Below are 19,130 nucleotides of genomic sequence, written 5' to 3' on the forward strand. Positions count from 1 at the left end.
GATTCGACAACGCAGCGAGGTGCCGTGCCAGGCGTCGCGGGATGGGGGCACCTCCCAGCGGTAGCTGGGGGAGGGACTTTCGAAACAGGCCCTAGGCCGGCGCCCGCCCCGGCGCGTGCCCCGCCGCGCGGGACTGGCAGGATCTCTCCCGTGGCGATCGACGACTTCGGACCGCTGGGTTTCCAGCTCGTACTGCTGCGCAGGATGGCCGACCACCGGCCCGAACTGGTCGAGGAGGCACTGGGCACGCTCGGCGTGAGCCGCACCGACATGCGGGAGGCCAACCGCCGCTGGCAGGCCTGGGGCCACGCCCGCGGATTCCCGCGCGGAGAGCGGCGCTACCGCGCCGTACTCGGCCCGCCCGAGTCGGTCGCCCAGCGCCGTGTCGGCGACCTGCTCTGCCCCGCGTCCCTGTGGCCCGTGCCGCTGTGGCCGACGCTGCGCTTCGAGGTGCTGTGCGCGCCCGGCGGCGGCGCGGTGTGGAACGAGTGGCTGGTGCGCGCCCCCGGCGAGACGGGCCCCCGGCCCGCCACGGCCGCCGAGATCGAACCGTGGTCCTGCACGGTCGACGAACTGGCCCACGCGTTCGCGCCGGCGACGCCTCTCGAGGGCGACGCGCCGACGCGGTGGCGGCTGGCCTTCACGGACCCGGGGGAGGGGGGCGCGTGCATCGCCCACTTCACGTACGGGCTGGTGCAGTACGTGGACCGGGTCTAGGTTCCCGGTCGCCGAAGGCCCTCGCTCCCGGACGGGGGCGAGGGCCTTCGGGGTGCCGGCCCGGTCCGCGCCGCTGCGGGCGCGGGAACCGGGTCAGTCGCTGACGCTCTGGGCGGCCTGCTCGATGAGGCGGGCGACCGCGCCCGGCTGGGAGACCGAGACCGCGTGCGAGGCGTCGAGCTCCTCGGTGCGGGCCTCGGCGCGCTCCGACATGAAGCGCTGCGCCGCCGGCGGGATGTTCTTGTCCGCGGTGGCGACCAGGCTCCAGGCCGGGATCGTCCGCCATGCGCTCGCGGTGGCGGCCTCCTCCAGCGCCGACGCGGCGACCGGGCGCTGTGTGGCGGCCATCAGATCGGTGACGGGGCGCGCCACGTCCGCGGCGAACTGGTCGTGGAACGCGGCCGTGTCGATGTACAGGTCGGTCCCGGTCCCGCCGTCGGCCAGGGGAAAGGGCACCGCGTTCAGGACCTGGCCGAGCGTGCTGCCGGGGAACTTGTTCGACAACTCCAGGGCGCTCTCGCCCTTCTCGGGTATGAAGGCCGCGATGTACACCAGCGCCTTGACCTTCGGGTCGCCGTCCGCCGCCTCGCTGATCACGGCGCCGCCGTAGGAGTGCCCCGCGAGCACGACGGGACCTTCCACGCTCTTCACCACGCCGGCGAGGTACGCGGCGTCACTTGCCAGACCGCGCAGCGGGTTGGCCGCCGCGATGACCGGATATCCCGCGTGGCGCAGGTGCTCGATCACGCCGTTCCAGCTGGAGGAGTCCGCGAACGCACCGTGCACCAGCACGACGGTGGGCTTGTGCGGGGCGGGGCGCTGGGTCGTGTCGTTCATGGCCTTCTCCTCGGGTGTCGCGGGGTGTGTTCTCGGCCGCCGGTGCGCGGTGTGCGTTCCCGGCCGCAAGAGAAAACATAGCGCCACATTGACTCGTGCACAAGTCAGTTGTGCACGACTTAACGTGGCGGACGGCGGACGTCGTCCCCAAGCGCGCTCAGGTGTCGCCGAGCAGGCGTTCCACCAGCATGTCCCAATCGGTGCCGCCCAGTTCCGTGCCGGGCGGCACCAGGTCGAAGGTGCTCCGCAGCCACGTCGAGGACTGCTCCGGCTCGGCCGGTCGGACTCGCGACCAGGTCCGGCAGACCCATCACACGCAAGCCGGCGACCCGGTCAAGGCGGCCGCCGTCGTCGTCGAGCTTCGCCCACGCCGACGGGCCCCCGCTCCGACTGCAGCTCGGGCCGGACTCCGTCGCCCGCGTCGAGGCCGAACTCGCGGTGGTGGTGGACGAGTTCGCCACGTGGCGCAGGCTCGGCCTGTCCACAGGCTGTGGCACCGGGGCCTGACCGCCCCGCGGACCGAAGGACGCCTCATGCAGGACCTGTTCAGCGCCATCACCGCCGGCATGGAGACACGGCACGGACGGTCGGTGTTCCCAGGTGTCAGTCGACCCAGTCGTGCCAGCGGGCGTGGGGTTTCTCGCAGGCGCCGGAATCGTAGGCGTGCTGGTAGGCGCTGGCCGCGAGTTCCTCGACTGTCGTCGGTTTCCCGTCCGGGCCCATGACCTGGCCGCCCATCGTCACATAGCCGAACGAGTAAGCGCAGTCGGTGTGCACGGTCCCGCCGGCTCGCCAGCCGAGCGCTCCCGCCACCACGACGGCGTAGATGCCGAGGGCAATCCAACGCGAGTTCCGAGCCATGCGCCGCATCACGTGCGGATTCTACGCCGAGCCGAGCGGTCGGACTTCGGTGGCCGGCGGTCGAGACTCGACGACGCCGGACAGGGCGCACGCGACCGACGGGCACGTGGCGGGTGCCGTCATGCCGAGGCGCCGCTCCGCGCCCGGGCGCCACCCCGAACGATCAGCTCGGCCGCGAGCTCCGGGACGAGCCCGCTGGCCCTCGTGCAGGATCGTCACCAGGTTGTCGATGAGCGGTCCTGGCCGGCTGTCCACCCCTCACGGAGCGCGGGGTCGTACGTGGTCACCTCGTCCGCTCGTAGGTGCCTGCCGGCGCCTCGGCACCGCCGTCGCGGCCATTGGGCCTCCACGACATCGTGATCGCGCAGCTCTCCTCCTCCATGCCCCGGAGGGGGCCTGGCAGGACCCCGTTGGGCGGCCCCGCGGGCCGGGCGCGGTGGTTGCCTGGAGAGCGCGGCCGGGACGCGAAGGACGCCCCCCGCGCATCGTGGAAAGGCACCCCCTCATGACTGGGACACCCCGTATCACCACGCCCTTCGACGGTCGTTCGACCGCCGCCGAGGTCGTCGCCGGCACCGACCTGACCGGCCGCCGCGCCGTCGTCACGGGCGCGGCCTCCGGCATCGGAGTCGAGACCGCCCGTGCGCTGGCCGGGGCCGGCGCGGAGGTGACGCTGGCGGTCCGCGACACCGCGGCGGGCGAGCGGGTGGCGGAGGACATCCGCGCGTCGGCCGCCGGTGCCCGCGTGCGTGTCGTCCGCCTGGACCTGGCCGACCTCGCGTCCGTGGCGGAGTTCACCTCCGCCTGGCAGGGGCCGCTGCATCTGCTGGTCAACAACGCGGGCGTGATGATGACGCCGGAGACCCGGACGCCCTCCGGCTGGGAGCTGCAGTTCGCGACCAACCACTACGGCCACTTCGCGCTGACGACCGGCCTCCACCCGGCGCTCGCGGCGGCCGGCGGTGCCCGTGTGGTGGCGCTGAGCTCGGTGGGGCACCTGCGCTCCGGTGTGGACTTCGAGGACCCGCATTTCCTGCGGCAGGCGTACGACCCGTCCTTGGCGTACGCCCGCTCCAAGACGGCCAACGCGCTCTTCGCGGTCGAGGCGCATCGCCGCTGGGCGGACGACGGCGTCACCGTCAACGCCGTGCACCCGGGCGCGATTCTGGAGACGGGGCTGAGCCGCCACATGAGCCAGGACGCCCTGGACAACGCGGTCGCCAACGGGGGCTATACCTTCAAGAGCCGCGAACAGGGCGCGGCCACGTCCGTGCTGGTCGCGACCTGGCCGGCGCTGGACGGAGTGGGCGGCCGCTACTTCGAGGACGCCAACGAGGCGCTGCCGTACCGGCCCGGTGTGACGGGTGGGGTCGCGGCGCACGCGCTGGACCCGGAGGCGGCCGCGCGGCTGTGGGAGATGTCGGTGGACGCGGTTTCGCAGGCCCGTACCTGAGGCCCCCTGGCGCGATGCCCGCCCGGTTTTGTATCGTGTAGGAACAAAGTGGTTCCGCCCGTTTCCCCTGACCGGCGGGCGGGCCACTTGTCCTGTTCTTCCGAGGGAGCCTTCATGTCGCCGTCCACCGCTGTCCCCGCCCGCGCGCTGCTGCTGGACATGGACGGGACCCTGGTGAACTCCGACGCGGTCGTCGAGCGCACGTGGCGCCGCTGGGCGGCGGAGCACGAGCTGGAGGGCGACGCCGTGATGCGCGTGGTCCACGGCCGCCAGGGCTACGCGACGATGGCCGTGCTGCTCCCGGAGCGCCCCATGGCCGAGAACCTCGCCGACAACAAGCGCCTGCTGGCCGAGGAGACCGCCGACGTCGAGGGCGTCGTGCCGATCGCCGGCGCCCCCGCCTTCATGGCCGCGCTGCGGGACCTCCCGCACGCCCTGGTCACCTCGGCGGACGACGCCCTGGCCCGCGCCCGCATGGGGGCCGCCGGGCTGCGGCTGCCCGATGTCATGATCACCGCCGAGCGCGTCAGCGCCAGCAAGCCGGACCCCGAGGGCTTCCTCAAGGGCGCCGCGGAGCTCGGCTTCGGCCCGGAGGACTGCGTGGTCTTCGAGGACTCCGAGGTCGGCATCGCCGCCGCCAAGGCCGCGGGCATGCGCGTGGTCGGCGTCGGCCCGCGTGCCGCCGTGCACGCGCCCACCGTGCACGTGGACTCCCTGGAGCAGGTCCGCGTCGAGACCGCCCCCGAGGGCGGCCTCGTCCTGCACATCGGCTGACGTCCCGGGAGACGCGGCCGGAAAACCTGCGTGTGATCCGCGCGGCGCGGTGACATGCTGGCGGGGTGAGCGGGCCGGAGATCGGGATCAGTTTCGCCTCCGGGCTGCGGCTCTTCGCCGCGGCCCCGCGGCGTGAGGGACGGACGAGCGTGGTCACCGACGGGGTGTCCTCGCTCGGGCATGTGGTGGAGTCGCTGGGCGTGCCCCTCACCGAGGTGGGCAGCCTGGTCGTCGACGGCCGCGAGACGCCGTTCTCGCACGTGCCGCGCGCCGGGGAGCACGTGGAGGTCCGCCCCGTCACCCGGCCGCAGGTGGTGCCGGGCGCACCCCTGCGCTTCCTCCTGGATGTGCACCTGGGCACCCTGGCGCGGCGGCTGCGGCTGCTCGGCGTCGACGCCGCGTACGAGAGCGAGGACATCGGGGACCCGGCGCTGGCGCGGCGGTCGGCCGCCGAGCGCCGCGTGCTGCTCTCCCGGGACCGCGGGCTGCTGCGGCGGCGCGAGCTGTGGGCGGGCGCGTACGTCTACAGCGACCGGCCCGAGGAGCAACTGCGCGACGTGCTCAGCCGGTTCGCCCCGGAACTGACCCCGTGGACGCGCTGCACCGCGTGCAACGGGCAACTGGAGGACGCCGACAAGCACGCGGTCCTGGAGCACCTGGAACAGGGCACCCGCCGCACCTACGACGTCTTCGCGCGCTGCACTGCCTGCCGCCGGCTGTACTGGCGCGGCGCCCATCACGCCCGCCTGGAGGCGATCGTCGAGGACGCCCTGAGCGAGTTCGGGCGCCCGGCCGCCTGACGGCTCCCACCGTGCGCCTTGCGCGAACGGCCGGAGCCGCGCGGTGTACCGGCCCCGCCTGACCGCCTGCGGCGCGTGGTGCCGGAATGTCCGGGGCGGGGCCCGCGGCGTGGGGCCGTGACGTCCTCGCGCGCTGCGCGGCGCGTGCGCCTTGCGCGAACGGCCGGAGCCGCGCGGTGTACCGGCCCTGCCTGACCGCGTGCGGCGCGTGGTGCCGGAATGTCCGGGGCGGGGCCCGCGGCCCCGTCGCGCGTGCCGGCCTCAGCGCGCCGCGCGCGCCAGCAGGCCCGACAGCACCACCTGGAGCATGTCCCGCAGGGTGCTGGGGAATTCCAGGCGCAGCGCGGCCAGCGACGGATCGGCCTCGTAGGCGGCGAGCATCCCCGGTGAGGGGTGCGCGTGCGTCCAGACGGCGCCGGTGACCATGACCGTCGCGGCGGCAAAGCGCAGCGCGTCCTGCTCGCCGAGTTCCGGCAGGTGCGCGTGGACCCGCCCGGCGAACGCGTCCACGTTGGCGATCGCGGCGCGCTTGTAGTCGGCGGCGACCTGTGCGGAGACGTTGCGTTCGAGGACCGCGGCCTGCGCGCTGACCAGGTCGCACAGTACGGGCCGGGCCGCGAGGGAGTCGGCGAGCGCGGCGGCGAGCAGGTCGGCACGCTCGGCGGTGCCGGCGTCCGGGTCGACCGCCTCGTCCAGCGCGGTGCCGAGGTGTTCCAGCCAGTCGCGGGTGGCGGTGTCGAGCAGTTCCAGCAGGACGGCCTCGCGGGACTCGAAGTAGCGCAGCACATTGGACTTCGCCAGTCCCACACGGCGGCTGAGCTCGTTGAGGCTCACCTCGGCGACCGGCATCTCGGTCAGCATCGCCGCCGTGGTGTCGAGGATCGCCTTCCTGCGCACCGCGCGCTGCTCCTCATTGCGGGCGCGCTGAAACGTCGTTGCCATGACCACATCCTACAGACCCCTGGTCTGTTGTTATCAGACCGCAGGTCTGCTAACTTCGCATTCAACAGACCGCCGGTCTGTTGATGCTCCGTCCGCCATGCCCAGGGAGTTCCCATGTACGTCGTCCCCGACCGCTCCGGCACCTTCGCCGTCGTCACCGGAGCCAACAGCGGCACCGGCAAGGAAGCCGCCCGCCGCCTCGCCGCGGCGGGCGCCCGCGTGGTGCTGGCCGTGCGCACGCCCGCCAAGGGCGAACAGGCCCGCGCCGAGATCCTCGCCCGGCATCCGCGGGCCCGGCTGGAGGTGCGCCGCGTCGATCTGGCCGACCTGGCCTCCGTCGAGGCCTTCGCGGACGCGATCACGGCCGACGGCACCCCGCTGGACCTGCTGGTCAACAACGCCGGGGTGATGTCCCCGCCCACCCGGATGACCACGGCCGACGGCTTCGAGCTGCAGATGGGCAGCAACTTCCTCGGCCCCTTCGCGCTCACCCTGCGCCTGCTGCCCGCACTGCTCGCCGCGCCCGCGCCCCGCGTGGCCACCATGAGCAGCGGCACCGCCAACTTCGGCCGTATCGCCTTCGACGACCTCCAGTGGGAGCGCCGCCGCTACCACCCGTTCCGCTCCTACGGCCAGTCCAAGCTCGCCGACCTGATCATGAGCGTCCAGCTGGCCCGCGTCGCGGCCGAGCGCGGCTGGCACCTGCTGAGCACCGCGGCCCACCCCGGCTACACCCGCACCAATCTGCAGACCGCCGGGGCGAGCCTGGGGCGCGAGACGCCGTACCGGCCGAACCCGGTGCTCCGCGCCTTCAATTCGCTGCTGCCCTCGCAGGGAGTCGAGCCCGGGACGGAGCCGCTGCTGTACGCGGCGACCAGCCCCGACGCCGTCGCGGGCGGCTACTACGGACCGGGCGCGCGCCTGGGCCTGGTCGGCCCCACCGCCCCCGCCCGCATCACGCGCCGGGCCCAGGACCCGGCGGTCAACGCCCGGCTGTGGGCCGAGGCCGAGCGGCTGACCGGGGTCGCCCTGCCCGCCCCGGCTGCCGGGACCGCCCCGGCCCGGGACGGCTCCGGAAAATGAGGCCGGGGCGGCGCGGGACTCAGCCGGCGAACGCCTCGTACAGGCTGAAGCCGGCCAGTGCCACCATCACGGCCGCCGCGACCTTGGTGATCAGCCGCAGGGGAACGTGCTTCATGAGGGTGCGGCCGCCCAGGATGCCGATCGCGCCGACGGCCCACAGGCCCAGCACGGCGCCGAGTCCGACGGCGACCGGGTCGTCGTAGCGGGCGGCGAGGTTGGCCGTCATGATCTGCGTGAGATCACCGAACTCGGCGACCAGGATCAGCATGAAGCCGGCGCCCGAGACCTTCCAGAAGCTCTGGTCGGCCGGGGCCTTGACCTCCTCCTCGTCGTCGTCCTTCTTGAACAGCAGCACGGCCGCGCCCGCGAGGAAGAGCAGGCCCACCACCCCCTGCACCCAGCGGTGGGGGAGCAGGGTCAGCACGCTGCCGGCGGCGATGGCCAGCGCCACGTGGACCAGGAAGGCGGCGGCCACGCCGCAGAAGACGTACGAGGCCCGGTAGCGGGTGCCGAGCATCAGGCCGGCGAGCGCGGTCTTGTCGGGCAACTCGGCCAGGAAGATGACGCCGAAGGTGATGGCGGCGACGGTGAGGCTGAACAACGGACGGTTCCTCTGGGTTCGGGCCGCACCAGGAACTCCGGTCAAGGGGTCGCTTCGGCACGGCAGCGTCTGACACTGCGGCCGAAGGTCTCGCTGGCCCGGTCCGCCGTCCCGCCCCGTGGGCGACGACGACGTGTGTACCGGGCTCCGGGCGCCGGCCTGGCCGTCATCCGTTGTGCGCGAGCACATTCCACCGGGTGGTGGACGGGCGACGGACGGGCAGTATGTCGACGGTCCGGCGAGGAGCTACTCCCCTTCTGCTGCTCCCAGTCTACCGGCCGCCGGGTGGTGCGCCCCGGTGCGGTCCGGCGGGGGCCGCGACGCCAAGGGGCGTGCCCGGGGCTGGGGTTGGGCGCGGGGAGCGCCGGTCCCGGTTCGCGGGCGTTGTGACCGACGCCACATCCGGGTGAGGGGAATCCGCGCGCGTCACAGCCCTCGACATGACGTGTCCATGTCGGCAGGCTGTTACCTGTCGCACGCCCCCACGCAACGTCGCGACACAAGGATGGCCGACGGCTCCACCGGCCGAACACCCCCACGTCCAAGGGAGTTCCCCCATGTCCCGGATACGCCTCGCCCTCTCGCGCCGCGGTGTCTACGCGCGTCGATCCCTGGGTCTGCTCGCCGCTCTCACCAGCCTGTTCGCCACCCTCGGCACCCTCAACGGCCCCGCCGCCCAGGCCGCGCTCCCCACGCCCGTCAGCGCCGCCACCGCCCGCAGCTACCTGGCCTCCCTCAAGGTCGCCGCCGAGAACCGCACCGGCTACAACCGCGACCTCTTCCCGCACTGGATCACCATCAGCGGCGCCTGCGACACCCGCGAGACCGTCCTCAAGCGCGACGGCAGCGGCGTGGTCACCAACTCCTCCTGCTCGGCCACCAGCGGCAGCTGGTACTCCGTCTACGACGGCGCCACCTGGACCGCCGCCTCCGACCTGGACATCGACCACCTCGTGCCGCTCGCCGAGGCCTGGGACTCCGGCGCCTCCGCCTGGACCACCGCCCGGCGCCAGTCCTTCGCCAACGACCTCACCCGCCCGCAGCTCATCGCCGTCACCGACAACGTGAACCAGTCCAAGGGCGACCAGGACCCGGCCACGTGGATGCCGTCGCGCACCGCCTACGCCTGCACCTACGTCCGCGCCTGGGTCCAGGTGAAGTACTACTACGGCCTGTCCGTCGACACCGCCGAGAAGAACAAGCTCACCAGCGTCCTCAACGGCTGCTGACCCCCCGCGCCCGGCCGTCGTCCCCCCACCTTCCGGCCGCCGGGACCGCGACCGGGAACCCGCGCCTTCCCTCCGACGTCCGTACCCAGTGACGACGGAGGGAAGGCCGACCGCATGGCAGAGCTGCGCCTGGGCCCACTGCTCAGATACGTGGACGAGGACACCGCGACCGTCTGGCTGGAGGCCGACCGCCCCGCCACCGCCGAGATCCGCTGCGACGACGGCTCCGCCGGCAGCGAACGCACCTGGCAGATCGCCGGGCACCACTACGCCATCGTCACCGTCACCGGGCTGCGCCCCGGCGCCAGTACCCCCTACCGGGTGCTGCTCGACGGCCGCGAGGTCTGGCCGCTGCCCGGGTCCTCCTACCCGTACCCGCCCAGCACCATCGACACCCCCGCCGCCGACGGCGGCGAACTCCGCGTCGCCTTCGGCTCCTGCCGCTGGGCCGCGCCGCCGCCCGACGAGCCCGACCCGATCGGACCCGACGCGCTCGACACCCTCGCCCACCACATAGCCGAGGGCACCGCGCCCCGCCCCGGCCTCCTCGTCCTGCTCGGCGACCAGATCTACGCCGACGAGACCTCCGCCGCCACCCGCGCCTGGCTCGCCGGGCGCCGCGACCTGAGCGAACCGCCCTGGGACCAGGTCGCCGACTACGAGGAATACACCCGCCTCTACTACGAGTCCTGGCTCGACCCCGACATCCGCTGGCTGCTGTCCACCGTGCCCAGTTGCATGATCTTCGACGACCACGACGTCATCGACGACTGGAACACCTCCCACACCTGGCGCGAGGGGATGCGCGGCACCGCGTGGTGGCAGGAGCGCATCATCGGCGGCCTCGCCTCGTACTGGGTCCACCAGCACCTGGGCAACCTCAGCCCCGCCGAACTCGCGGGCGACAAACTCCTCGCCGCGATACGGGCCGAGGACGACGGCACCGAGGTGCTCCGCGCCTTCGCCGCCCGCGCCGACGCCGACCCCGCGCACAACCGCTGGAGCTACCGCCGCGACCTCGGCCGCACCCGGCTGCTCATGGTCGACTCCCGTGCCGCCCGGGTCCTCGCCGAGGAACGCCGCGCCATGCTCGACCCGGGCGAACTCGACTGGCTGCGCGAGCAGACGCACCCGGACGGCGCGTTCGACCACCTCCTCATCGGCACCTCGCTGCCCTGGCTGCTCCCGCACGCCGTGCACGACGTCGAGGTCTGGAGCTCCGCCCTCGTCCGCGGCAACCGCGGCCACCGCTGGAGCCACCGCGGCGAACGCCTGCGCCGGGCGGGCGATCTGGAGCACTGGCCCGCGTTCCCCGACTCCTTCGACGACCTCGCCGGCATGCTCACCGCCGCCGCCGACCACCCCGACGCCCCCGCCACCATCTGCGTCCTGTCCGGCGACGTCCACCACGCCTACACCGCGGAGGCCCACCGGCCCGGCGCCCCGCTGCCCGCGCGGATCCTCCAGCTGACCTGCTCGCCCGTGCACAACACGATCCCCGGCTTCATGCGCGTGGCCTTCCGCCTCGCCTGGACCCGCCCCGCCCGCCTCGTCGGCCGCCTCCTGACCCGCCACGGGCGCGCCGACGCGACCTCGCTGACCTGGCGCAAACTCGGCGGCCCCTGGTTCGGCAACCAGTTGATGACACTGACCCTGCGCGGACGCACCGCGCGCCTGCGGCTGGACCAGACGCGGGACAAGGAGCCCACGGCACGGCTGGAGACGGTCCTGGACACCCGACTCGCCAACTGAACGGACTGAACGCCCGGACGGCAACGGGGGATTGCCGCCCAGGGGACGGGCGCGGTGGAATGGGGGCGTGGACCACCCCTCCGAGATCGCCGACACCCTCGCCGGGGTCGGCCCCCGGCTCAAGCGCCTGCGCACCCTGCGGGGCGTCACCCTGGCCGCGCTGTCCGAGGCCACCGGGATCTCCCGGAGCACGCTGTCCCGGCTGGAGACCGGCGGCCGCCGCCCCCACCTCGAACTGCTGCTGCCGATCGCCCGGGCACACCGTGTGCCGCTCGACGAGCTGATCGGCGCCCCCGCGTCCGGCGACCCCCAGAAGCGCCCGGCCCCGCGCCGGGTCAACGGCAGGACCGTCGTCCCCCTGACCGGCGGGCAGGGCGCCCTCCAGGCCTGGAAGGTGATCATCCCCGCCGCCCAGCGCGAGCCGGAGCCGCGCGTCCACGAGGGCCACGAGTGGCTCTACGTCCTGGCGGGGCGGCTGCGCCTGGTCCTGGACGGTCACGACGCCGTGCTCGGCGCCGGTGAGGCAGCCGAGTTCGACACCCGCACGCCGCACTGGTTCGGCAGCGCCGGGGACCAGCCCGTGGAGATCCTCAGCCTGTTCGGCCGCCGGGGCGAGCGCATGCACGTGCGTGCTGCCCCGCGCGCGGGCACCTCGCCGGGCGTCCCCACGCGCGCCACCGGTCCGTGATCCCGTACCGGCCGACGCCGCTGCGCGCCGCGAGGGTCAGGTCGAGGTACGCGCACAACTCCTCCCACTCGCCGGTCTCGTAGGGGGCGGGGCTGCGCTCGACCGTCGCGAACACCGTCGCCGCCAGAAGCGGCACCGGGAAGAGCGCCGGCCGATGCCCGTGACGGTATGGGCGGCCTGTGGCATCCCGCCCGGAATGGTGTGACACGTGGGTGGCTCAAGTCCACACCGTGGTATCCGGACCGGGGGCGGTCCGAGGTGTTCGGGGGCCGGTCGTCCGAGCCGCTGCCGCGGTTCATCAACGGGCTGTCAACAGGTGCTTCTCATGTATGTGCGTGTGCCCTCTCCCACACCGTGTCAGCGGGCGCCGGGTGCTAGGGTCCGTACGGCGCTCCCCGAGGCGCCGTACTCCAAGGCACAAGGCGCAGCACGGGCTGGCGCCGCTCGCCGTATCTGCGTTCCCCAGGCAGAAGAAGGGGTCCTCGAATGCCGTCCGGCCGCCCGCGGCCGGCCAGTTCGCCGGCGCGGGGTGCCCAGGACGGACGAGGCGGTGGATCCCCTTTTCGTGCGGCCGGGCTTCTTCCCGCCACTTCTGATCCTGGAAGGACGCAATGACGGCTTCTCCCAACGACGGGTCGGCGGCGGCCGACGAGCCCCGGGCGACCCCGTCCGCCGGCTCCGCGCCGCTGCCCCGCCGGACGCAGAGGACGACCGCTATCGCCCAGGCAGCCGCCAGTACGAGTGCGACGCCCGCGGACTGGAGCGAGGGCCGGACCGTGACGGAGCGGTCCCGGCGGGCCGCGGAGATCCCCGAGGAGGCCGCGGACCCCTCGGGGGAGTCCGGGTCCACGTTCGCCGACGGGTTCGCGGCGGGGCTCGCGTTCGCGCCGCGCCTGGCGGCCGAGGAGGCCGCCGACGCGGCAGCGGCCCAGGGGGCGGACCCGGCTTCCGTCCCCGTGGACGAGGTGGCGCAGGGCGCCCGCCGCCCGCGGTCCCGCCGTACCGTCCTTGTTGTCGCGGTCCTGGCCGTGGGCGTCCTCGCCTGCGTTCCGTTCGCCGTGCGCGCCGTCCAGGGGGACAGCCGGGGCGCGGCGTCCGTCGCCACCGCGGGGGTCACGGCCGCCGCCGGCCCGTCCGCCGCGCAGTCGCCGTCCGCCACGACCAGGCCGCGGCAGGAGCCGGGGAGCAGCGCGAGCGCCCGCGACAGCGGCGGCGTCACCCCGTCCCCGGAGCGGAGCGGCGGGAAGCCGGGCGGCACCGCGCACCAGCCGGCGTCGACTGCCTCCTCGACCGCCTCGGCGACCGGTGCCCCGGCCGGCGACCCCGTCCCGCACGGGGCGATCCGCCACTCCGCCTCCGGCCGCTGCATCGACAACAGCACCCCGAACAACACGCCGGTCCAGCTGTGGGACTGCACGGGGAGCCCTCAGCAGACCTGGCGGCTCAAGCCCGACACGAGCATCCGGTCCGTGGGCCGGTGCCTGGACGTCGTCGGCGGCTCACGGGACGACGGCGCGGGGATCCAGCTAGCCGACTGCAACGGCACCGGCGCCCAGCAGTTCCGGTTCGACTCCGCGCACCGGCTGGTCAACATCCAGGCCGGCAAGTGCGTCGCCCTCGCGGACACCCCGGGCGTCAACGGCACCCGGCTGCAGCTGCGGACCTGCAACAGCTCCGCCGGCCAGCGCTTCACCGCCCACTGAGCCGTACACGCGCCGGCCCCGCCACGACACCGTGGCGGGGCCGGCGCGCGCGGTGTCAGATGAGGGTCAGGGTCAGGACCGCGGTGTACGTGCCGGGCGGCGTGGACGTCGGGGCGTCCAGGTCGAGCCCGGCCCCGAGGTCCGCGGTGCCGGGGCCGATGCCGGTGGCCAGGGTCCGGATGTCCTTCAGGCCGGTGCCGTCACCGGGGGCGATCGGGTCGCCCGCCGTGACGGTCCGGACGTTGCCGTGGTTGAGGACGGTGGGGGTCCAGGTCAGGTGGCTCGCGTCGATGGTGTTGCCGGCCAGGTCGGCGAAGTCCCCGGCCTGGGCGGTGACCGTCCAGTCGATGTCGCCGGGGCGGGTGTCGGTGACGGTGACCGGCGTCAACTGCCCCGTGGAGTGGAGGAATTCGCCGGACGCGTCGAGCACCGGGGTCGGCAGCTCCACGTGCGGGTCGCCCGTGACGGAGAGCAGCAGCGCCCCGGGTTCGAGGGTCGTCGAGATGGTCGCCAACCGGTGCCCCGGCGTGCTGTCGTCGCACGGGGGGCCGCCCATGCGGTCGCACGCCCGCGGCTGGGGCGCGTTCTGGAGCACGACCGCGGCCGCGGCGAGGCAGTCCGACACCTGGTCCCGGTCGAGCGAGGAACCCGGTATGCGGCGCACCGTGTCGAGACCGGCTTGCACGAGACCGGGCGGCAGCGGGGTGTTGCCCATGCGCGCCGCGTCCTGCTGATGGCACAGGCCGTGGAAGCCGAACGCGCCGAGCTCCTGTCCCTGCGAGGCCGTGAACCGGTCGTCCGCCGCGGTGGGGACGATCAGATGGCCGACGAGGGGGAGCGGGTAGGTCCGGGGGTCCGGATTGGTGTACGCGGCGGTGGCGTCGACGATGCCGGAGGGGCCGGTCGTGGCCGTGGACAGGCCCACCGCCACGGCGCCGACCGTGGGGGTGGTGTAGTAGCCCGAGACGTTCAGCAGCCTGGCCGTCGTCAGGTTGGTGGCCAGCGTGTAGCTCGACTCCGCGTAGGTGATGGAGCCGTTGTTCGCGGGCACGGCGACATAGCCGGTCACGCCGTTCGAGCCCGCCAGGGCCACGTCACCCGGCACGGTCGGGAAGAGCGCGGTCGTGCCGCAGTCCGCACCGCGTCCGGCCGCCGCGCAGTAGGCGCCCCACGCGGCGGGCTGCTCGTGGTCCAGCCACTGGGTCAGCCCCGCCGTGGTGGCGGCGGCGTCGGACCGGACGACCGGGGTGATCGCGAGGTCCGGCAGTGTGATGCCCGGGTTGTCGGCGCGGATCGCCGGATCGTTCCACCGGGTGATGGTCCTGGTGAAGATCCCCGCCACGGTCGCGCTGGACAGCCTCAGGTCCGTGATCCGCTTGCCGTCGACCCGCAGGTTGTACGTGAAGCCGATGCCGCCCGCCACGACGGGGACATAGGCGTAGGGCCTGGTGGGCGGCGCGTCGTCGGCGTCGGTGCCGTACGGCAGTTCCGTGACCGCGAAGTCGGCCGTCCGGTCGCGGAACTGCTTGCGTCCGTCGGCGGAGCCGGTCGCGTTGTAGGAGACCTGGACGTCGTGCCGGGCGACGCCGGCCCGCCACAGGTCGATCGTGTTCTGCGCCCACGTCGAACCGGCCCCGGAGAGCGGCGCGGCGGGGTCGGCCTCCGCGGGTGACGCGCCGGCGAGAGCGACGACGAACACCGCGGTCGCCGTGGCGGCCGTGCCCCTGAACCCGCGCCTGACCCGCGCCTGCGAGGAACTGCTCCGTACTGCCGCCCGGTTCGACCGTGCCATTGTCCGCCCTCTTCGTTCTGGAGCACGGTGCCCGTGCCCGCGCGACATCCGGTACCGCCTCCCCAGGGTCCCGGCCGCATCCGCGCAAGGATGCGCGGTCTGTGGCAACCGGGGCCGAAGGAAAGGTGAAGGACGAACGAACGCGCCCCCGCCGGAGCGCGATTGCGCCCCCGGGAACCGCCCGGGGCCGGTACGGCCGCGGCGGGCACCTTCGGCGGGCCGCTACGCCACCTCGATGCCGTACTCCTGGACCAGGGCCTCCAGGCCGCCCGGGTAGCCCTTGCCGCCGATGACGAAGTCCCAGTCGCCGGCGGCGCGGCGGCGGAACGAGCCGAGGACCAGCGCGGTCTCGCCGGGGCGGCCGTCGGACACCTCCAGGCGGTCGAGTTCGGCGCCCGAGGAGTCCAGGAGCCGGATGCCCGCATCGGTGAAACCCGACAGGTCGGCGTCGGCATTGGCGACGGGATCGACCGCCGCCACCAGGACCAGCCGGTCGGCCCGCTCCGGCAGCGCGTCGAAGGCGACCCGGATCGCCGCCCTGTCGGGGGCGGCCTCCTCGACCGAGCGCACCGAACCCTCCGGCGTCCGGGGGTTGTTGTAGAAGACGAAGTGGTCGTCGCTCAGCACCCGGGTCCCCTGGCAGACCAGCGCGCAGATGTCCAGGGCGACAGCGCCCGACCCCGACATCCCCAGCACGTTGTGGTCGGCGGGCCGTTCCACCTCCGGCGCCGCGGGAGGAGGAGTCCGGGCCGGCCGCCGCGGGGGAGCGCCGTCGCCCAGCGTGCCGCGCAGGCCGTGGCGGTGCAGCAGGTCGACCAGTTCGCTCCCGGACACCAGCTCCAGCGGCTTGCCGTTGGCGAACGTACGGGACCCCGGGCCGAACCCGGAGGTGGTGACGAGCACGCCCTTGTTGGCTCCGGCGTCCTGGACGGTGCCGTACAGGTCGCGGACGGCGGTCGGCGGCACCGTATGGCGGTAGCGCTTCACCTGCACGACGATCTTCCCGCCCCGTATCGGGGCGGGATCGTCGGCCTCGACGTCGACACCGCCGTCGTTCGAGCGCTGCGTCGTCACCGCGCGCATGCCCATCGCCCGGAACAGGTCCGCGACCAGCGACTCGAAGGCGATCGGATCCATGGTGTACAGGTCCGGCTCGTCGTCCCCGCCGTGCGAGACGACGTCCCCGCCGACGTCGGCGGGCAGCCGGCCCGGGCGTACCGCGGCGCGCTGGTCGGGGCGCGCCGACAGCTGCCCGCGCAGGCCGTCCACGAGGCAGTCCACCGCGTTCACCTGCGCCAGGTCGAGCGCGGTGAAGGCCGGGCGCGCGACCATGACCGTCGCCAGGACGAGCTCGGCGCGCCGGCCCGTCGCCGGGTCGTGGTCGTCCACGAAGCCGTTCAGCGCCACCGACTCCAGCGCCCCGAACTCGTCGGCCGCGAACAGCTCGCGCAGCACCAGCAGCACGCACTGCGCCAGCACGTCGCGGTACAGCGCCCGCCGCTGGGCGACCGGGCGGGCCGTCTCCTTGTCCTGGTCCGTGGACGGCAGGTAGCGCACCGATTTCGCCTCCGGGACGATGCCGTACTTCGGCAGCTCCCAGTTCACGACCAGTTGCCGCCCGGCCGGGTCGTAGGCGGCGGACAGCTGCCGCGGCATCGCCTCGGGCCACGCGGAGGACGCGTACAGCGCCGCGGAGAAGTACTCCACGGCCGCCTCGGGATCCCCGTTGCGCAGTGCCGTGGCCATCTGAGCCATCGCGGTGTTGTGCCGGCGTATCTCCGCCAGCTGGGCGGCCGCCCACTCGTCGTACTGCTGCCGGTACGCGGCCAGTTGGCGCTGCCGCTCGGCCTCGGCGGCCTGCGCGGCGTGCCAGTCCCGCTCGAACCGTGCTCGCGCCTCGTCCTGCGCCCGGTCACGGCGGTGCGCCGTCAGGCCCCAACCGCCCTGGGCCTGGTACTGGTTCGGGTCCGGCATCGGGAGGGGCAGGGCCAGCGGTCCCGGGGCGAACGCCTCGACCTGCTCCGGCCGGGTGAGCGCGGCCGACCGGAACGCCGGGGCCCGGCAGCCGGAAGCCAGCAGGCCCGCCAGTGACGCGACCTGCGCGTCCAGTTCCCCGGTCCGCCGGTGGGCGTCCGCCTCACGGTGCCGCCGGTACGCCGCCTGCTGCTCACGGTGCCCGCGCGCCATGTCCCGTTCGTAGGCGCGCTGCTGGCGCTCAGCATCCCTCTGGCGCTGCACCTGTGAACGCAGCTGCGCGTCCCGCTGCCGCTGCTGCTGGCGCTGCGCCTCGGCCCAGATCCCGGCCAACCCGCTGGAACGACGACTCATGCCGCTGGTCCTCCCCCGGGACATCGTCGTCCCACCCGCAACCGTCCGCCGGCTCCCCACCGGCAACAATCGGACACCCTAGTCGGTATCCGGCCTCCCTCCCATGGGCTGGACACACGCTTCTGCCTCCCGCCACGGCAGCGGCTCCGGCCGCCGGTACCACCACCAGCCGCGCTCGACCCGGTCACCGTCGCGACCCGCCAACTCACGGACGAGGACGTGCCCGGGGTCGTCCACGGTCGCCGCGGCGAAGACGTCGTCCACCTCGGACAGGGCCGACAGGAGCAGTGCGGCGGCCGGTTCGGGGAGGTGTGGGGCGTGGTCGGCGATCTGGTCGCGTGCCTCCAGGCGCCACTGGTAGAGGTCGGCGGGACACCAGCCGGCCGGCTCCCAGTCCGCCTCCATCATTCTGACCAGCATCTCCCATGCGCCGAGGGCGTCCAGAGCGTCCCACTCGCGGGGCCACGGCTTGTCGGACAGCGGCACGGTGTACGCGATGTCCGCCGGATGTTCGCGGAGGGCGTCCGTGACCGGTGTGGCGACCGGAAGGTCCCCGACGACCTCGGGGATCCGGGCCACCGGCGTCCGGGGCAACTGGGGCACCGGGGCCTCCACCGTGTCGACGTGGAGCGACGGCGGATCGTCGTCCGATTCGTGCAGCCTCGCCCGGGCCACCACGCCGTCCGGTGTCGCCACCCAGTACGCGCTGGGCCGGAGCCCTTCGGCCGAGAACAGGACGGCGGTGCGCACCTCGGCGGCGAGCAGCGAGGCGAAGCCCCGCTCCTCGGCTTGGCACGGCACCTCGTCCCGGGTGTAGATGCTCAGCACCAGGGACAGGTCGCCCCTTGGTTCCCCGTACGTGCACAGGACCAGCGCGTCCCAGTTGCGATCGTCGGCGTCACCGTCCTCGTGCCCGACGTCCACCTCGCCCACCGGCACGTCCAGGACCGCGGCCAGGGAGGCGGCGAGGGCATCGGGGCGGCGAGGGTCGACGAGGAGAAGGTCGTAGATCATCGCAGGGTCCTGTCGTGGGCGTTACGCGGCGGCGGGCGGGGACCGTCGATGATCGCGTGCGGTGTCCGGCGCCGCAGGTGGTTTTCCGCGGGGCCCGGACGACATATGTCTGTGGCACACTACGGCTCTCGAACAGTGGGGGAGGGGCCGTCACATGCAGCGGGTCAAGGGTGCCGCGCCGGATCTCGGCAAGACCGATGTCTGGTCGAAGTTCCGCGGGCTCACATGGTGGCAGTGGGTGCTGTCGGTGCTGCCGCTCGGTCTGTTCATCGGCGGAGCCCTGGGCGCGGGCATCGGTTTCCTGGGCGTCGCGGCCAACACCTCGATCGCCAGGAAGCAGTTCTCGACACCGCTCAAGGCTCTCGCCATGACCGGGGTCGTCGCGGCCGTCTACCTCGTCTGGCTCCTGATCGGGGCCGTCCTCTACGCCCTGACGGACTGAGACCGGGCGGGCGGCGCCGGGTTCACACCGGAGGGTCGGCGGGTCCGGCGACCGTGGTGACGGGCAGGATCCCCGCGACGTCCCGGGGCCCGGCAGTACGCTCCACGAGGTCTT

General features: G+C 73.8%; 17 protein-coding genes. 10 read left to right on the forward strand and 7 right to left on the reverse strand.

What is annotated here, in order from left to right; translation table 11 throughout:
- The first annotated feature begins 204 nt into the window (after positions 1-204).
- Positions 205-717 carry a hypothetical protein gene (locus ABZ883_RS40780; RefSeq protein ID WP_360916684.1) on the forward strand — a complete coding sequence of 171 codons (513 nt, stop codon included), beginning with the start codon at positions 205-207 and terminating at the stop codon, positions 715-717.
- A gap of 93 nt (positions 718-810) precedes the next feature.
- Here ABZ883_RS40780 and ABZ883_RS40785 read toward each other — a convergent pair whose 3' ends face one another.
- Positions 811-1,554, reverse strand: coding sequence for an alpha/beta hydrolase (locus ABZ883_RS40785; RefSeq protein WP_360916576.1), 744 nt, complete (start codon positions 1,552-1,554; stop codon positions 811-813).
- 603 nt (positions 1,555-2,157) lie between these two features.
- Positions 2,158-2,415: a hypothetical protein gene (locus ABZ883_RS40790; RefSeq protein WP_360916579.1), complete on the reverse strand. Its 258-nt coding sequence runs from the start codon at positions 2,413-2,415 to the stop codon at positions 2,158-2,160.
- 505 nt (positions 2,416-2,920) lie between these two features.
- Between ABZ883_RS40790 and ABZ883_RS40795 the strand changes: the two genes are divergently transcribed.
- The 3 genes from ABZ883_RS40795 (at position 2,921) to ABZ883_RS40805 (ending at position 5,442) form a co-directional block, all read left to right on the forward strand.
- A complete protein-coding gene (locus tag ABZ883_RS40795) occupies positions 2,921-3,868 on the forward strand; it encodes an SDR family NAD(P)-dependent oxidoreductase (RefSeq protein ID WP_360916582.1) in 948 nt (315 codons plus the stop codon).
- A gap of 114 nt (positions 3,869-3,982) precedes the next feature.
- The gene (locus ABZ883_RS40800; RefSeq protein ID WP_360916585.1) at positions 3,983-4,642 is read left to right on the forward strand and encodes an HAD-IA family hydrolase; all 660 of its coding nucleotides are present in this window, start codon (positions 3,983-3,985) and stop codon (positions 4,640-4,642) included.
- Positions 4,643-4,707: 65 nt separating this feature from the next.
- Complete coding sequence (locus ABZ883_RS40805) at positions 4,708-5,442, forward strand: Mut7-C RNAse domain-containing protein (RefSeq protein ID WP_360916588.1); 735 nt, start codon at positions 4,708-4,710, stop codon at positions 5,440-5,442.
- A 261-nt stretch (positions 5,443-5,703) separates the two neighbouring features.
- Here the strand turns inward: ABZ883_RS40805 and ABZ883_RS40810 are convergent, their stop codons facing one another.
- Positions 5,704-6,384: a TetR family transcriptional regulator gene (locus ABZ883_RS40810; protein WP_360916591.1), complete on the reverse strand. Its 681-nt coding sequence runs from the start codon at positions 6,382-6,384 to the stop codon at positions 5,704-5,706.
- Positions 6,385-6,498: 114 nt separating this feature from the next.
- Here ABZ883_RS40810 and ABZ883_RS40815 point away from each other — a divergent pair, with 114 nt between their 5' ends.
- Positions 6,499-7,467: an SDR family oxidoreductase gene (locus tag ABZ883_RS40815; RefSeq protein WP_360916594.1), complete on the forward strand. Its 969-nt coding sequence runs from the start codon at positions 6,499-6,501 to the stop codon at positions 7,465-7,467.
- Between the two features lie 19 nt (positions 7,468-7,486).
- Here the strand turns inward: ABZ883_RS40815 and ABZ883_RS40820 are convergent, their stop codons facing one another.
- Positions 7,487-8,068: a TMEM165/GDT1 family protein gene (locus ABZ883_RS40820; protein WP_360916597.1), complete on the reverse strand. Its 582-nt coding sequence runs from the start codon at positions 8,066-8,068 to the stop codon at positions 7,487-7,489.
- A gap of 557 nt (positions 8,069-8,625) precedes the next feature.
- On the opposite strand from ABZ883_RS40820, the gene ABZ883_RS40825 reads away from it, so the two are divergent.
- From ABZ883_RS40825 to ABZ883_RS40840, 4 genes are all read left to right on the forward strand, one after another.
- Positions 8,626-9,297, forward strand: a complete 672-nt coding sequence (locus ABZ883_RS40825; protein WP_360916600.1) for an HNH endonuclease family protein — start codon at positions 8,626-8,628, stop codon at positions 9,295-9,297.
- A 114-nt stretch (positions 9,298-9,411) separates the two neighbouring features.
- The gene (locus tag ABZ883_RS40830) at positions 9,412-11,049 is read left to right on the forward strand and encodes an alkaline phosphatase D family protein (protein ID WP_360916603.1); all 1,638 of its coding nucleotides are present in this window, start codon (positions 9,412-9,414) and stop codon (positions 11,047-11,049) included.
- Between the two features lie 67 nt (positions 11,050-11,116).
- The gene (locus ABZ883_RS40835; protein ID WP_360916606.1) at positions 11,117-11,737 is read left to right on the forward strand and encodes an XRE family transcriptional regulator; all 621 of its coding nucleotides are present in this window, start codon (positions 11,117-11,119) and stop codon (positions 11,735-11,737) included.
- Between the two features lie 611 nt (positions 11,738-12,348).
- Positions 12,349-13,440: an RICIN domain-containing protein gene (locus ABZ883_RS40840; RefSeq protein WP_360916609.1), complete on the forward strand. Its 1,092-nt coding sequence runs from the start codon at positions 12,349-12,351 to the stop codon at positions 13,438-13,440.
- Between the two features lie 55 nt (positions 13,441-13,495).
- Here ABZ883_RS40840 and ABZ883_RS40845 read toward each other — a convergent pair whose 3' ends face one another.
- The 3 genes from ABZ883_RS40845 to ABZ883_RS40855 all read right to left on the reverse strand — a co-directional run bounded on the left by ABZ883_RS40845 (position 13,496) and on the right by ABZ883_RS40855 (position 18,574).
- Positions 13,496-15,232: a phosphate ABC transporter substrate-binding protein PstS gene (locus ABZ883_RS40845; RefSeq protein WP_360916612.1), complete on the reverse strand. Its 1,737-nt coding sequence runs from the start codon at positions 15,230-15,232 to the stop codon at positions 13,496-13,498.
- A gap of 222 nt (positions 15,233-15,454) precedes the next feature.
- Positions 15,455-17,560 (reverse strand): restriction endonuclease, encoded by a 2,106-nt coding sequence (locus ABZ883_RS40850; protein ID WP_360916615.1) that lies wholly within the window; start codon positions 17,558-17,560, stop codon positions 15,455-15,457.
- A gap of 78 nt (positions 17,561-17,638) precedes the next feature.
- The gene (locus ABZ883_RS40855; RefSeq protein ID WP_360916618.1) at positions 17,639-18,574 is read right to left on the reverse strand and encodes a hypothetical protein; all 936 of its coding nucleotides are present in this window, start codon (positions 18,572-18,574) and stop codon (positions 17,639-17,641) included.
- 154 nt (positions 18,575-18,728) lie between these two features.
- Between ABZ883_RS40855 and ABZ883_RS40860 the strand changes: the two genes are divergently transcribed.
- Entirely contained in the window at positions 18,729-19,016 is a 288-nt protein-coding gene (locus ABZ883_RS40860; RefSeq protein WP_360916621.1) for a hypothetical protein, read from the forward strand.
- The last annotated feature ends 114 nt before the right edge of the window (positions 19,017-19,130 follow it).

It is taken from the genome of Streptomyces sp. NPDC046977, from assembly GCF_040644455.1.
Lineage (GTDB): Bacteria > Actinomycetota > Actinomycetes > Streptomycetales > Streptomycetaceae > Actinacidiphila.